This is a genomic window from Alloalcanivorax balearicus MACL04 (genome assembly GCF_025532145.1).
In the GTDB taxonomy this organism is placed as follows: Bacteria; Pseudomonadota; Gammaproteobacteria; order Pseudomonadales; family Alcanivoracaceae; genus Alloalcanivorax; species Alloalcanivorax balearicus.
The window spans coordinates 159,857-174,069 of record NZ_ARXS01000004.1; the positions used below are offsets into that span (position 1 = coordinate 159,857).

15 protein-coding genes and 1 other RNA gene are annotated in these 14,213 nt (G+C 60.6%); 9 read left to right on the plus strand and 7 right to left on the minus strand.

Annotation, left to right across the window (positions count from 1 at the left end; genetic code table 11):
* Positions 1-15 precede the first annotated feature (15 nt).
* Together MA04_RS05305 and MA04_RS05310 are read left to right on the plus strand one after the other, a co-directional pair.
* Positions 16-561, plus strand: coding sequence for a nucleotidyltransferase family protein (locus tag MA04_RS05305; protein ID WP_262459700.1), 546 nt, complete (start codon positions 16-18; stop codon positions 559-561).
* A gap of 67 nt (positions 562-628) precedes the next feature.
* Entirely contained in the window at positions 629-1,183 is a 555-nt protein-coding gene (locus tag MA04_RS05310; protein ID WP_262459701.1) for a shikimate kinase, read from the plus strand.
* A gap of 411 nt (positions 1,184-1,594) precedes the next feature.
* On the opposite strand, the gene MA04_RS05315 is transcribed toward MA04_RS05310, so the two are convergent.
* Both MA04_RS05315 and MA04_RS05320 read right to left on the minus strand, forming a co-directional pair.
* Positions 1,595-2,557, minus strand: a complete 963-nt coding sequence (locus MA04_RS05315) for an isopenicillin N synthase family dioxygenase (protein WP_262459702.1) — start codon at positions 2,555-2,557, stop codon at positions 1,595-1,597.
* 121 nt (positions 2,558-2,678) lie between these two features.
* Complete coding sequence (locus tag MA04_RS05320) at positions 2,679-3,587, minus strand: LysR family transcriptional regulator (RefSeq protein ID WP_022993581.1); 909 nt, start codon at positions 3,585-3,587, stop codon at positions 2,679-2,681.
* A 125-nt stretch (positions 3,588-3,712) separates the two neighbouring features.
* On the opposite strand from MA04_RS05320, the gene MA04_RS05325 reads away from it, so the two are divergent.
* The 3 genes from MA04_RS05325 to MA04_RS05335 are packed head-to-tail and all read left to right on the plus strand — an operon-like array spanning position 3,713 to position 6,781.
* Positions 3,713-4,507, plus strand: a complete 795-nt coding sequence (locus MA04_RS05325; protein ID WP_026948202.1) for an SDR family NAD(P)-dependent oxidoreductase — start codon at positions 3,713-3,715, stop codon at positions 4,505-4,507.
* Between the two features lie 49 nt (positions 4,508-4,556).
* Positions 4,557-5,471, plus strand: coding sequence for an aldo/keto reductase (locus MA04_RS05330; protein WP_262459703.1), 915 nt, complete (start codon positions 4,557-4,559; stop codon positions 5,469-5,471).
* A 2-nt stretch (positions 5,472-5,473) separates the two neighbouring features.
* Positions 5,474-6,781, plus strand: coding sequence for an NTP/NDP exchange transporter (locus MA04_RS05335; protein ID WP_262459704.1), 1,308 nt, complete (start codon positions 5,474-5,476; stop codon positions 6,779-6,781).
* Here MA04_RS05335 and MA04_RS05340 read toward each other — a convergent pair.
* The gene (locus MA04_RS05340) at positions 6,778-7,884 is read right to left on the minus strand and encodes a hypothetical protein (protein WP_262459705.1); all 1,107 of its coding nucleotides are present in this window, start codon (positions 7,882-7,884) and stop codon (positions 6,778-6,780) included. The two genes, MA04_RS05335 and MA04_RS05340, sit on opposite strands and share 4 nt — an antisense overlap.
* Positions 7,885-8,146: 262 nt before the next feature.
* Positions 8,147-8,504: a transfer-messenger RNA gene (gene ssrA, locus MA04_RS05345) on the minus strand.
* 300 nt (positions 8,505-8,804) lie between these two features.
* Here ssrA and MA04_RS05350 point away from each other — a divergent pair.
* Positions 8,805-9,098, plus strand: a complete 294-nt coding sequence (locus MA04_RS05350; protein ID WP_262459706.1) for a hypothetical protein — start codon at positions 8,805-8,807, stop codon at positions 9,096-9,098.
* A 63-nt stretch (positions 9,099-9,161) separates the two neighbouring features.
* Here the strand turns inward: MA04_RS05350 and smpB are convergent, their stop codons facing one another.
* Positions 9,162-9,638 (minus strand): SsrA-binding protein SmpB, encoded by a 477-nt coding sequence (smpB, locus tag MA04_RS05355; protein ID WP_022993562.1) that lies wholly within the window; start codon positions 9,636-9,638, stop codon positions 9,162-9,164.
* A 140-nt stretch (positions 9,639-9,778) separates the two neighbouring features.
* Here smpB and MA04_RS05360 point away from each other — a divergent pair, with 140 nt between their 5' ends.
* Together MA04_RS05360 and MA04_RS05365 are read left to right on the plus strand one after the other, a co-directional pair.
* Positions 9,779-11,179: a sodium-dependent transporter gene (locus MA04_RS05360; RefSeq protein WP_163126954.1), complete on the plus strand. Its 1,401-nt coding sequence runs from the start codon at positions 9,779-9,781 to the stop codon at positions 11,177-11,179.
* A 4-nt stretch (positions 11,180-11,183) separates the two neighbouring features.
* Positions 11,184-11,480, plus strand: a complete 297-nt coding sequence (locus MA04_RS05365; RefSeq protein WP_163126953.1) for an RnfH family protein — start codon at positions 11,184-11,186, stop codon at positions 11,478-11,480.
* Between the two features lie 7 nt (positions 11,481-11,487).
* Here the strand turns inward: MA04_RS05365 and MA04_RS05370 are convergent, their stop codons facing one another.
* Positions 11,488-11,895 (minus strand): outer membrane protein assembly factor BamE, encoded by a 408-nt coding sequence (locus MA04_RS05370; protein WP_163126952.1) that lies wholly within the window; start codon positions 11,893-11,895, stop codon positions 11,488-11,490.
* Positions 11,896-12,004: 109 nt separating this feature from the next.
* Between MA04_RS05370 and fur the strand changes: the two genes are divergently transcribed.
* Complete coding sequence (gene fur / locus MA04_RS05375; RefSeq protein WP_014996190.1) at positions 12,005-12,409, plus strand: ferric iron uptake transcriptional regulator; 405 nt, start codon at positions 12,005-12,007, stop codon at positions 12,407-12,409.
* A gap of 120 nt (positions 12,410-12,529) precedes the next feature.
* Here the strand turns inward: fur and recN are convergent, their stop codons facing one another.
* On the minus strand, positions 12,530-14,200 hold the full coding sequence (gene recN, locus MA04_RS05380; protein WP_262459707.1) for a DNA repair protein RecN: 1,671 nt from the start codon (positions 14,198-14,200) through the stop codon (positions 12,530-12,532).
* Positions 14,201-14,213: the final 13 nt, after the last annotated feature.

Here is a 14,213-nt window from a genome sequence, read left to right on the forward strand (position 1 = left end):
TCGCTAGGCAACTTGATGAAATCTGAAGCCAGAATCAAACAATGGATAGCAAACGATCCCGTGCGGATGAGAGCGCTTTCCGCCGCTGCGAGTCTGGGCCTTTCGGATTGGTGTCTTGCCGCGGGATTCGTACGGAATCTTGTATGGGACAAAGTTCATGGATTTTCACAGCCCACGGACCTGAACGATATTGATCTGATTTATTTCGATCCAATAGAGGCATCCGAGAGCAGAGATCGAAAGCTTGAGCGGGAGCTTGCCAGCGTTCTGGATGCTCCTTGGTCGGTGAAGAATCAGGCGCGGATGCACAAGCGGAACCGCGACAGACCCTACACGTCAACTTCAGATGCAATGAGTTACTGGGTTGAGGTCGAAACAGCGGTTGGCGCTGCTTTGAGCAATACCGGAGACATTCTGTTGGTGTCCCCTTTTGGCTTTGATGCCTTGTTCGATTTTACAGTAACGATTAATACAAAAAGACCAAAACCTCAGGACTTCAATGATCGCATAGTCACCAAACGGTGGCTGGAAATCTGGCCAAGGTTGGTGGTAAATGCCTAATCCCAGTCAGGCGCATCAATTCGTGCCTTCGGTGCCCGGGCGCGCCATTGCGAAAGGAGTGAGATAATTGAGCGAGTCCGGGATCATATTAATTGGGCCTATTGGCTCGGGTAAAAGCACTATTGCTGCACTGGTTTCAAAGAAACTCAATATGCCGCGATGTTCAATGGACGATCATAGGTGGGGGTACTATGAGGAAATAGGGTACGACTACAGGGTTGCTGAACGGTTAGAGAGAAAAGACGGCATTAATGGCGTATACAGATATTGGAAAGAGTTTGAAATACATGCGGTGGAGCGTCTTTTATCGGAGCATAAGAATAGTGTGATTGACTTTGGTGCTGGACATTCAGTCTATGAAGATGAGGCGTATCTGAAAAGAGCTAAAATAGCAATGGGGGGATTTAAGAATGTGGTTTTGTTGCTGCCGTCTTCTGATTTGAAGTGTTCATTAAAGATTCTAAACGAGAGGAATAATTTTGAGTCAGAGAATGAGATTAATTTGAATAGACACTTTTTGGAGCACAAGTCGAACTTTGAACTAGCAAAGCACATTGTTTACACAAATGGTTGCAAGCCTGAAGATTCGGCCTTCGAAGTTATAAGGAAGATAAGTGTTTAATAGGATATATGAGGAAATGGTGGCGAAAAACTATCCATCACCATTTGTACGTGCTGCTTCGTGTTTCCATTGTGGTTGAAGTTGCGAACAAGGCGCGGCATGACGACATGACAGACGAGGGGGCTGAAGGGCCCAAAAGCCACGTCCAAGAGGCCTTTCTGCAGTTTTCATCAGGCGAATCGAGATGTCCAAATGTTACGCCAGACTATCAACCCATCCAGTCGCACCTTAAGAAAGTGCCGGCGCAACTTCGAGAGTGCCTAGGAAGTCACAGCCAAGCGCCGGACGTCGACTTGGTTGGTGAGGTCGCCGCTATGTTGCAGGACGATACGTAAGCATAGCGCTAACGCTTAAAAGCTCTTCTGGCGTTGCAGCGCCAGTTGGGAGCTATGCGTATGAACTTACTAATGGTTAATGATTGGCCTGGCGCGGTTCGGCGCGGAAGTCGTAGGTGGCGTTGAGTCGTTGCGCCAGATAGTCGCTACAGCTGACCGGCGGGTAGTGTGGCTCCTGGTCGGGGAACAGATCGCGAGGATCGACCATGGCGTCCGGATCCGCTTCCATGAAAAACGCCACGGAGTAGCGCTCCGCTTTCGGGGTGCGTACCCGATGAGGCGTGGACTGGTAAAGGTCGTTGCTCCAGCGCATCAGGCAGTCGCCGATGTTGCAGACAAAAGCGCCGGGAAAACTGGGGGCATCAATCCACTGGCCATCCTTGGTGCGCACCTCCAGACCGGGGACGCCATCGGTTTTCAATAGCGTGACGTTGCCGTAGTCGGTGTGAGTGCCTGCGGCGCCGTCCGCCCTTCGCGGGTCACCCTGGGCGGCCGGGTAGCGCAGCATGCGCAGGGTGGCGATGGGCTCGATCAGGCGGGACTCGAAGAAATCCTCCGCGGCGCCCATATCCAGGGCGAAGCCCCGGTGCAGGGTGCGGGCCACGTTCAGGCAGCGGTGGTAATAGTCCAGGGTCCGCTCACGCCAGCCGGGTAGATCCGGCCAGTAATTCACTCCGCAGAAGGGCTTGTTATTGAGCACGTCGGGGTGGTCCGCCGGCAGGTCATGGCCGATGTTGAACGCTTCCTTGCTGTCGGCGCCGGAAACCGGGTTGAGTTTTTCGTCCTGGATCGCCACGTAGCCGCGATTATGCGGGGAGCGTTTGATGGAGAGCGCCTCCTTGCGGTCGGACGGCAGTGAGAAGAAAGCCGCGGCGTCCTCGAACAATGCCTCGAACACGGAGTCCGGAATCCCATGATCCACCAGGTAGAAAAAACCGATATCCCGGCAGGCGCGACCCAGTTCGTTGGCCGTGGCCTGACGCTCCGCCGGTTGCTCGCTCGACAACCCCGCCATGGAAATGATCGGTAAGGATTCCATCGTTGTGTCCTTGATTCACCACTCGCCCGAAACCGGATTCTCGATCATGGTGGCCCGGCTTGCGTGGGGTCAACGGTTGCACCGGCAATTGACGATGCCGATTTTCGCGCGGGGTGAGCGCCTATTTAGCGCGGCTGCTCTGGGGATGGGCATGCAGATACTGTTTGAGGAAGTCCAGGAACAGGGTAACCCGTGGGGCCAGGTGGCGGCCGTGCAGATAGAGGGCATTCAAGGGGGCGGCGGCCGGAGCGTGGCGGGGCAGTACCTGGACCAGACGGCCGCAGTGCAGGTCCTCGCCCACGTCCCAGATGGACTTCAATACGATGCCGGCGCCTTGCAGGGCCAGGGCATGGGCGGCCTCGCCGTCGTTGCAGCAGAAGGCGCCGGTGATGCGCACGGCGCTTTCACGTTGCCCGCGACCGAAATACCAGTCCGCTTGCGGCTGCTGTCCAATCAGGATGCAGTCGTGATCGGTCAGGTCCGCCAGTTTGCGCGGGGCGCCCTTGCGTTGCAGGTAATCCGGGCTGGCACACAGCACCCGGCGGTTGGGGGCCAGACGGCGTGCCACCATGCGCGAGTCCAATGGCTCGCCATAGCGGATCGCCAGATCGAACCCGCCTTTGGCCAGGTCTTCCACCGTGTCGGTCAGGGCCAGTTGTACCCGCAGTTCCGGGTATTCGCGGGTGAAACGTGACAGTGCCGGCACCAAGTGGCGGCGCCCGAACCCGGTGGGGGCGGTCAGGTGCAGGGTGCCGGTGACGCTGTCATGGTGATGCAGCAGGGCCGCTTCCGCCTCGTCCACCTGGGACAGCAGGCGCAGGCAATGCTGATGAAGAATGTCGCCTTCCTCGGTGAGTGACAGCCGGCGGGTGGTCCGGTGCAGCAGCCGCGCATCCAGCTGCCGTTCCAGTTCTCCCAGACGTTTGCTTACTACCGCCAGGGACAGGCCCAGTTCGCGTGCGGCGGCGGAGAGGCTGCCCCGTGCCACGATGCGTTCGAAGATGCGCAGGTCGTTGATGTCCTTAAGCATGATTATTCTCAACGATTTGGAAACAATCCTTATCCGATTACGGTGATTGTGCAACGCCTTTTGAATGCGCACATTATCTGTTCATGACGGTTTGCAGGTTTGAACCCGAAATCGGAAGGCTGAGTATGAATATTGATTTATCCGGTAAGACCGCGCTGGTCACCGCTTCCACTGGCGGTATTGGTTATGCCATTGCCGTGGGGTTGGCGGCCTCCGGCGCGGAGGTGATTCTCAATGGCCGCGGTGATGAGTCGGTGGCCCGGGCCAGGGACAGGCTGGCCGCGGACGTGCCGGGCGTGAATTCACGCGGTGTGGCCGCGGATCTCGCTAATCTTTCTGGTTGCAAGGCGCTGCTGGCGGAAATTCCGGCGGTGGATATTCTGGTCAACAATGTCGGCATCTATGGTCCAAGGGATTTTTACGATACTGACGACGACACCTGGGATGATTACTGGGAAACCAATGTCATGTCCGGTGTACGGCTTTCCCGGGCCTATCTGCCGGGAATGGTGGAGAAGAGCTGGGGCCGGGTGGTGTTCATTTCATCGGAGTCGGCCCGCAATATTCCCGCCGACATGATTCATTATGGCGTCTCCAAAACCGCGCAACTGGCCTTGTCGCGCGGCCTTGCCAAACATGTGGCCGGCAGCGGCGTCACCGTTAATGCGGTCTTGCCCGGGCCCACGCTTTCGGATGGCTTCCGCGCCATGATGCAGGATGAGATGGAACGCACCGGCAAGTCGGTGGAAACGCTGGGCCGGGAATTTGTTATGGCGGAGCGTCCGAGCTCGGTGATCCAGCGCCCCGCCAGTGTCGAGGAAGTGGCGAACATGGTGGTCTATGTCTGCTCCACCCAGGCTTCCGCCACCAGTGGTGCCGCGCTGCGCGTGGATGGCGGCGTGGTGGACGACATCTGCTGACCCGGTCTTCGATACGAAGCGGTCGATATAAGGATAAGGAGGTGTGCCGATGCTGTCCCGACGTACTCTGTTGAAGGCCGGCGCGGCCTCCGCCGCCGGCCTGGCGCTGTCGCCGCTTTGGGCGGCCAGCGAAAAGGGCGCCGCCATGGCGATGCGGACCATTCCTTCCAGTGGTGAAGCGATTCCGGTTATTGGCATGGGATCGTCCGGCAGTTTCGAGGTGGGCACCTCCGATCAGGAACGCGATCCCCTGCGCGAAGTGCTTCGGCGTTTTTTCGCCGGTGGCGGGCGCTTGATTGATACCGCGCCCAGCTATGGTTCGGCGGAAACGGTGATCGGTGACCTGTTGAGCGAGCTGGGACTGCGGGAAAAAACGTTTCTGGCCACGAAAATTTCCAGCACTGGCAGAGAGGCCGGCAAGGCCCAGTTTGAAAACTCGCTGCGCCGCCTGAAAACCGACAAGGTGGAACTGCTGCAGGTGCACAACATGCAGGACTGGCAAACCCAGATGGCGCTGATCAACGACCTCAAGAAAGAAGGCAAGGTGCGTTACAGCGGCGTGACGCACTGGCTTGATAGTGGTCAGGATCAGTTGGCCGAGGTGGTGGAAGCCAGCAAGCCGGATTTCCTGCAGATCAACTATTCGGTGATTTCCACCAAGGCGGAAGAGCGACTGTTTCCGCTGGCCCGGGATTTGGGCGTGGCGGTGTTAATCAATCGGGCCTTTGATGATGGCCGCCTGTTCCGCCAGGTGGCGGATCGGCCGCTGCCGGAATGGGCGCCGGAAGCCGGGATCGATTCCTGGGCCCAAGCGTTCCTGAAGTTTTCCATCAGCCATCCGGCGGTGACCGCGGTCATTCCCGCCACCGGGAAGCCCCATCGCCAGAGCGATAATCTGCAGGCGGGCTATGGGCCGATGTTGACCGAACAACAGCGCCGCGATTTGCGGGCCCTATTCTCCTGACCATGGCGCCCACCCACCCGGTGTCGCGGCTGGTGGTCCGGCTGTTCAATGTTCGCCCTATTGAGGCCCCGGCCGTGGTGGCGGGGCTGTTGATGTTTTTCTGCCTGTTCACTGGCTATTTCATGCTGCGGCCGGTACGCGAAACCATGGGCGTGGCCGGCGGTGTGGACAACTTGCAATGGCTGTTCACCGCCACCTTCGTGGCTACCCTGGTGGCGCTGCCGGCGTTCGGCTGGATCGCGTCGCGGGTATCCCGGCGTCATATTCTGCCCTGGGTGTACGGTTTCTTCGTTATCAATCTGCTTGGTTTCGCCGCTGCCATGGTCTGGCTGCCCGGAGAGGTCTGGGCCGGGCGGGTGTTCTATGTCTGGCTTTCGGTGTTCAACCTGTTGGCTATTTCTCTTGCCTGGAGTGTGCTGGCGGATGTGTTCGTCAGTGCTGAAGCCAAGCGCCTGTTCGCCTTGATTGCTGGTGGCGCCAGCCTGGGGGGACTGACCGGGCCGGTGCTGGGCACGGTGCTGGTGGGACCTGTTGGCCACGCCGGGTTGCTGGTGCTGGCGGCCGGACTGCTTGCCGCCAGCGCGGTCGCGGCGGGCTGGTTGCATCGCTGGCGGGACCGCCACCGGGAGCCGGATCGCGAGCGGGCCGGTGACGGGCACCGCGAACGCGCTTTGGGCGGCAATCCCCTGGCCGGTATCGGTGAGGTGTTCGGCTCTCCTTATCTGATCGCCATCGCGGTTTTCGTGCTGTTGCTGGCCAGTGTCAGCACCTTTCTCTATTTCGAGCAGGCCAGGCTGGTGGCCGAGACGTTCCCTGACCGCACCCGGCAAACCCAGGTGTTTGGGTTGATCGACACAGTGGTGCAGGCGCTGGCGATTCTGACCCAGGTGTTCCTGACCGGCCGCATTGCCCAGCGCCTTGGTGTGGGGGTTCTGCTCACGGCGGTGCCTTTGGTGATCACCGCGGGCTTTCTCTGGCTCGCTCTGGCGCCCACGTTCGCGGTCTTCGTTGTCGTCATGATTGCCCGGCGTGCCGGCGAGTACGCGCTGGTTCGTCCCGGCCGCGAGATGCTCTACACCGTGGTCCCCGCCGAACAGAAATACAAAGCCAAGAACGCCATCGACACGGTGGTCTACCGGGGTGGCGATGCGCTGAGTGGCTGGGTGAAAAGCGGGCTGGATCTGATGGCCTCCGTCCCCGCGCTGCCGATGGTGATCGGCGCGGGGATCGCTGTGGCCTGGGCCGGCGTGGGGGCCGGCCTGGGCAGGGCGCAGAAGCGAAAGGAAACCGGGGCGGACGGTGGGCGTTAGTCCAGATTCAAGTAGTAGGTTTGTCCCCAGGCTTCATCGACCTCACCCGGTTTGGCGGAAAAGCGCACCTGTCGATACGTAGCGGAAGACAATAACTTCGCCAGCGTCTCGCTGGGAACGCTGTAATTTCGGGAGGTCAGGTTCAATTGGCGTGCCCGCCGGTTTGGGCTCAATGCCGGTTCGGACAGCCCCTGGCGGAAGGCATCCATGGAAGGCCGCAGTCGTTGCATGGTGAAGCCTCTCAGCTCGCACTGCAGTATGCCGGCGACCGAGCTTTCGACACAGGCGTCGTCCACGAACCAGTTGTTGGGCGGTTTGGCGAAAACACCGTCGATCATCACTACCTCGCCCGCGCTCAGGTCAAAGGCGGCGAAGTCGCGATCCAATACCGTTGCCACGTCGACGGCGGGCTTGGCCACCTCCTTCACCGTGGTGTGATAGCCGGCTTCCCGCATCACCCGTTTGCGGGATTCCATTACGTTATGGGGGATGCAATGGCCGCCCATCGTAGGGGTGCAATAGGTCTTGAGGCGAGGGCGATCATTCCAGGAGATCTCGTCTTGCCACTCCTGGGTCCATTCATGGCCTTTGTAGGAGCCGCTGCTCAGATAGGTTACTCCGAGGCCTCGTGAAACGACCGGTTTGTCGGCCCGTTTCATGCCGTCGAGGTTGGCGTCCCTGGCCTGATAATTGACCACTTTGAGGCTGTAGCGGCCCGGCTCTTCCACTGAGACCAGATAATCCCGGCCGTCGACCCGGATCTGGGTGGCTCGCAGCCAGGTAAGAGAATAACTGCCGCCGGCCTGATTGGGGTTCTCCCAAAGCACATCCAGGCCGTCCTCGCCACGGAAGCCCTGGTGGTAGGCGTCCTTGGTGAAAATGGGAGAAATCACCACGGACTTGCCGGCGGCAAGAGCGGTTTCGAGCTGCCTTGCCAGATCGTCCATCCGTGCCTTTTCTTTTTCCGGATCGACCCCGGCCAGTTCGGGCGGGATGGGGAGCAGATCCGGCGCATTGTGGGACTTATAGGCGTTGTAGACGCCGCAGCCGGAGCTCAATGCCATGCTCATCAGCAGCATCAATAGCAAACCGATTCTGATCATGATGTTATTCCTGTCCCTTTCCCGGGGTGTCTCCGAGGCTGCTGGTTCGGTGAGAACGGTAACCGGAGCGCCACGGATCTGGCGGTGCGCGTCTGATGGATCAAGAGAATATCGCGACCCATGGGCCGCTCCTACCCTACGGTGGTTGGGTCTGTCGGGGGGGGGGGCGTCCTCACCGGATCAACGGCCAGAACGAAAAAGGGGCGCCCCGAATGGAGCGCCCCTTTTCTTTTATCGGTCTTTCATCGGTGGAGCTTTAAATTGGTGGAGCCGGCGGGAATCGAACCCGCGTCCGTCAGCAATCCGCCTGCAGATCTACATGCTTAGCCGTGTCTATTGATTTAGGCCCTTTCAGCCCGACGGGCAGGACGAAAGAGCCGAGCCCCTTTAAGTTTTAACAGCGCGGCCCGGGGCGGACTTTGCTGCGAGCCTGTGTAGCGATGCCGGTCGCGCTTCCCCACAGGCTGGGTCGCTTGACCGTAGGCAGGCCTTAGGCCGCCAGTGCGTAAGTATCGTCGTTTGCGATTACTTTAAAGATGCCACAAATGTTTTACGAGACTCGTGACCTTCTCGGCATGCACCACAGAGTTCAATACCGGCGTCGAAACCTTGTCGGCCCCAGGGTGGCGTAGTGTACGAGATGGGGGCAAAGAAGTCGAAAACAAGTGGCGGGAAGGCGTGTTACAGAGCTTTACATAAATTGTCGAACAATCGTACATATTGTCATGGTTGTGTCGTCGGACGGGCGCATTATGGGCTCGTCGCACGGGGTGCGGCTGGGTGTGCCGACGGGCCAGGCGCCAAAAGCGAAGGGCTGCGGGGACACCCATGTGATCCACACGATGACTTACAGCGAGCCCCCAATCAGACTGAGAAAGTGGCCGTTGATCAAGGCATCGTCGTTCATTGAGGAGAAAACGATGAAGACGATCTTTCGGTCAGCTAGAGCAGCTAAAGAGGGTGCCACCTATTTGCTGGCTCCAGTAATCGCGCGGCCCTTGCTGGCCCGCAGCCTGCAGTTGCTGCTGGTGCTCTGTGCCTATGGCGCGGGTGTGCTGCTGGTGGAACGGGTTTCCGGAGACGCCCGGGTGCCGGTGATTCTGTTCGCGGTGTACTTCCTGCCGGCGGTGCTGCGTTCCTGGTTGCTGTTCTACTGGTGTGTCCGTGACGAGGTAAAGGCGCTGGTGGCTAACCATCGCCACACTGCCTCCTGACCGTTCCGCACTGCCTGATCAACGCGCCTCAGCGTCGCGACTATCGATGTACGATGATAGGCGCTAGTTGCGGCGCAAGAGGCGTTGTTTCTGGCGGTTCCAGTCGCGTTCCCGCTCGGTGGCGCGCTTGTCGAACTTCTGCTTCCCTTTGGCCAGGGCGATGTCCAGCTTGGCCAGCCCGCGCTTCCAGTACAGACTCACCGGAACGCAGGTGTAGCCGTCCTTTTGCACACCACTGAAGATGCGGGCCAGCTCGCGTCGGTGCAGGAGCAGCTTGCGGTTGCGCAGCGGGTCCGGGGTGATGTGGGTGCTGGCGGTGGGGAGTGGTTCGATGCGGGCGCCGAACAGGTAGGCTTCCCCGTCACGGAGCAGGATGTAGGCCTCCGACAGGTTGGCTTTCCCTTCACGCAGGGATTTCACTTCCCACCCTTCCAGCGCCAGTCCGGCCTCGAAGTGTTCTTCCAGGTGATAGTCGAAGCGCGCCTTGCGGTTCTGCGCCACGGTGCTGGATGGTGTTTTCGCTTTTTTCGCTTTGCCCATGGGGGCGCGATTATAGAGACAGCCCGGTGCTTTAGCGAGCGTCATTGGCAGGCCGGCATGGACGGCCGGCGGTTTTGCGGCTTGAGCGCCTGTCGCAAAATCAACACAATGATCGCATTTCACCAAGGGGTAAGGTTTGCATGAAGCAAGGTGACAAGCCGGTCCACGGCATGTGGACCAGCCGGTGGGCGTTTATTCTCGCGGCCACCGGATCCGCCGTTGGGCTCGGTAACATCTGGAAATTCCCGTATTTCGCCGGGGAGTATGGCGGTGGCGCCTTCGTGCTGGTCTACCTGCTGTGTATCGCTCTGGTTGGCGTGCCGATCATGGTGGCGGAGGTGATGCTCGGCCGCAAAGGTGGCATGAGTCCGGTGCATACGATGATAAAGCTGGCGGCGGAGAGCAAGGTGAGCCGCCGCTGGGCCGGGATCGGTTACATGGGGGCTCTGGCCGGGTTCCTGATTTTGTCGTTCTATTCGGTGATTGCCGGCTGGACGCTCTATTACATCTGGGACATGGCCCAGGGCGGGTTCCAGGGCATTTCCGCCGCCGGCTCTCTGGCCCACTTCGAGGGAATGCAGGCCAACGCCTGGTTGATGCTGGGCTGCCATACCGCCTTTATGATCCTGACCATGTGGGTGGTGGCTCGTGGCGTCAGCAGGGGATTGGAAAAAGCGGTGCAGGTGCTGATGCCGCTGCTGTTCGTGCTGCTGATCGGCCTGGTGGTTTACGCCAGCACCACGCCGGGGTTCGCCCAAGGCGTGAATTTCATGTTCCACACCGATTTCTCAAAGCTGTCCGGCAAGGCGGTAATGGCCGCTCTGGGGCAGGCGTTTTTCACCCTGAGTCTGGGGATGGGCGCGATCATGGTGTACGGCGCCTATATGCCTCGTGAGGTCAAGGATCGCCGTACCGGTCAGACCCGGCGAGTGTCGATCGTCTCCACCGTGGGGATCATCGCGTTACTGGACACGCTGGTGGCCCTGGGGGCCGGTCTGGTGATTTTTCCGGTGGTGTTCAGCAATGGCCTGGAGCCTTCCCAGGGGCCGGGGCTGCTGTTCGTGACCCTGCCGTTGGCGTTCGGCCAGATGCCCGCCGGCGTCATTGTCGGGACGGTGTTCTTCGTGCTGGTGATGTGCTCGGCGTTGAGCTCCTCGATTTCCCTGGGTGAGCCGATGGTGGCCTGGCTGGTGGAACGGGGGCTGGGACGGCCACTGGCGGCCCTGGTCGTGGGGTTGACGGCCTGGGTGATCGGTATTGGCACGGTGCTGTCCTTCAATTACTGGAAGGACGTGACCTTCCTGGTGGGCACCTTCTTCCAGAACATCGATTTCCTCGCTTCCAGCCTGATGTTGCCCCTGGGTGGCATGTTGATTGCCATTTTCGCCGGCTGGGTCATGAAGGAAACACAGGCCCGCAAGGAGTTGGCGATGAAAAGCTTCGGCTTGTACATGATATGGCGGGCGGTGGTGCGTATCGTGGCGCCACTGGCGGTGGCGGCGGTGTTCCTCAATGCCCTGATCGGCGCCCTGGGAGGTTAGGCCCATGGCCGGGACTATTCGCGTCGAGGTGGTTTATGCCTTGCCGGAGAAGCAGAAACTGATTGCGGTGGAGGTGCCGGAGGGCGTTTCCATGCTGGAGGCCGTGATCGCTTCGGGGATCGCCGACCATTTCGAAGGGCTGGACCCGGCCAGGGTCAGCATGGGGGTGTTTGGCAAGGTCGAGCCGAATCCGGCGGGGCGGAAGCTGGCGGAAGGGGAACGGGTGGAAATCTACCGGCCACTCAAGGCGGATCCGAAATCAGCACGCCGGGCCAGGGCCCGGCGTGCCAGCCAAGACTGAGATTGGATCAGTTGGCGGCTTCCTGGCGCCGGTCCTCGGCGCGCCGCAGCAGCTCCTGATCCTGGTAACCGGAGGTGCGCTCGCGCAGATCACTGGTGGCCTGGCCGTCGTAATGACTGTAGTGCCCCTGGTCGAAATGCACCACGATCTGTTGTTCCACCATCTCCCCGTTACCGGGTTGGTACTGCAGCAGGTAGTACCAGGTGTTGGGGGTGAACGGGTCGGTCAGCGTGGGCGGACCGAGCACGAAGCGAACCTGCTCGGGAGTCATGCCCGGTTGCAGGCCGGACAGCATATCCTCGGTGACCACATTCCCCTGGGGAATGTCGATGCGGTACACCCCCGGAAAGCGCAGGGAGCTGCAACCGGCCAGCAGGGTGGTCAATATGGCAAAAAGGGCGATGATCCTTGGCATGGGTTTTCGACTTGGCATAATGTTCGGGCGATAATACAGACTTGAACGGGGGGAACAAGGTTCCCTGAAAGTCAGGCGATCCCCAAAAGGCGGCTACGGAGCAAGTACATTGGATAATCAGGATCTTAGAAAAGCTGGGCTCAAGGTGACCTTGCCGAGGGTGAAAATCCTTCAGCAACTGGAATCCTCCGATTCCCGGCATCTCAGCGCGGAAGACATCTACAAGGCGCTGATGGAGGCCGGCGAGGATGTGGGGCTGGCCACCGTCTATCGGGTGCTCACTCAATTCGAGCAGGCGGGCATCGTATTGCGCCACAACTTCGAAGGTGGTTCCGCTGTATTCGAGCTGGCCGATGAGGGCCACCACGATCATATGGTCTGCACCGAGACCGGTGAAGTGATTGAGTTCGTCGATGAGGAAATCGAGAAGCGTCAGAAGATGATCGCCGACAAGCACGGCTACGACATCGTCGACCACGCCCTGGTGTTGTACGTTAAGCCGAAACGCAAGTAACCGACCGGCCCAGGCCCGGTTCACCGCCAGCCAGCCCAACGCCGCATAGCGGCGTCACGCCCGCAAGCCCCGCTCCCCGACCCAATCCCCGTGCCCCAGGGCCCGGGCGGTGGGGTTTTGTCAGGCCACTTCCTGGCCCTTCTCGAGCATTTCCCGGGCGTGGGCCAGGGTGGAGTCGGTGATTTCCACGCCACCCAGCATCCGCGCCAGTTCTTCCACCCGGGCATCCGGGGCGAGGGGCTGGATGCGGGTACGGGTGGTGTTCTTGCTCTGAATCTTGTGCACTTGCCAGTGCTGGTGTCCCTGGCTGGCCACTTGCGCCTGGTGGGTGATGCACAGTACCTGGGCGTGTTCGCCCAGCTCCCGCAGCAAACGGCCGACGATTTCGGCCACCCCGCCACCGACCCCCACATCCACTTCATCGAACACCAGGCTGGGCACCGTCAGGTTGCGCGCGCAGATCACCTGGATCGCCAGGCTGACCCGGGACAGCTCGCCACCGGAAGCGACCTTGGCCAGCGGCCGCAGCGGCTGCCCGGGATTGGCGGAAAAACGGAATTCCACCAGATCCAGACCTTCGGCGCCGGCGCTGTCGTCTTCCACCACGGTTTCCAGCCTGGCGGCTTTCATGCCCAGGGCCTTGAGCTGGGTGGCGATCTGGCGGGTGAGTGTGGTGGCAGCGGTCTTGCGGGCCTTGCTGAGCTTGCGGGCTTCGCTCATGTAATGCTCCCGGGCGTCTTCCTCCGCTTTGGCCAGGGCCTCCAGGTGCTCATCGAAGTGCTCCAGGGTGTCCACTTCCCGGGCCAGTTGCTGGTGATGCTCCACCAGTTCTTCCGGGCGCACCCGGTGTTTGCGGGCCAGGCTGTAGGCCTGCCCCAGGCGCTCTTCCACTTGCGCCAGCCGCTCCGGATCCAGGTCCAGGCGGTCCAGGTAGTGGCGCAGGGCTTCGGCGGCCGCTTCCACTTGCAGGCGGGCGGATTCCACCGTGTCCAAAGCTTCCGACAAAGCGTTGTCGTGGTCGCGGGCTTCTTCCAGCCAATGGCGGATCTGGCCCAGTTGATCGTTACAGGTGCCTTCTTCGCCGTCGTACAGGGCCGCCACCGATTGCTGGCACAGGCGGATCAGGGCGTCGGCGTGGCCCAGGCGTTGCTGTTCCTGATCCAGTTCCGCTAATTCGCCTTCGGCCAGAGACAGGGCGTTCAGCTCGTCCAGTTGGAAGCGCAGCAGTTCCTGGCGTTCGTTCTGTTCGCGGGCGCCGGTGAGGGCCTGATCGTGCTCCTGGCGGGCCTGTTGCCACTGCCGCCAGGCGCTCCGCACGGAAGCCGCCAGGTCGCCGGTACCGGCAAAGTTGTCGAGCAGCTGGCGGTGAGTGTCCCGATGCAGCAAGGCCTGATGCTCATGCTGGCTGTGAATGCTGATCAGCAACTCGCCGAGCTGACGCACGTCGGCCAGGGGGGCCGGCGTGCCGTTGATATAGGCCCGGGAACGGCCATCGGCACGAACCGTGCGGCGCAGCAGGCAGTCATCGCCGTTGTCCAGTTCCCGCTCTTCCAGCCAGGCCCGGGCCTGGGCGTGGTTGGCCACGGTGAAGCTGGCCAGCACTTCAGCCCGCTCGCAGCCTGGCCGAACCACGGCGGAATCCGCCCGCTCCCCCAGGGTCAGGGAAAGGGCGTCGATCAATACGGATTTGCCGGCGCCGGTCTCGCCACTGATGACGGTTAGGCCGGATTCCGGTTCCAGCTCGAGTTGATCGACGGTGGCGAAATGGCGAACGCTCAAGTGAGTGAGCATGTACGGAACCCCC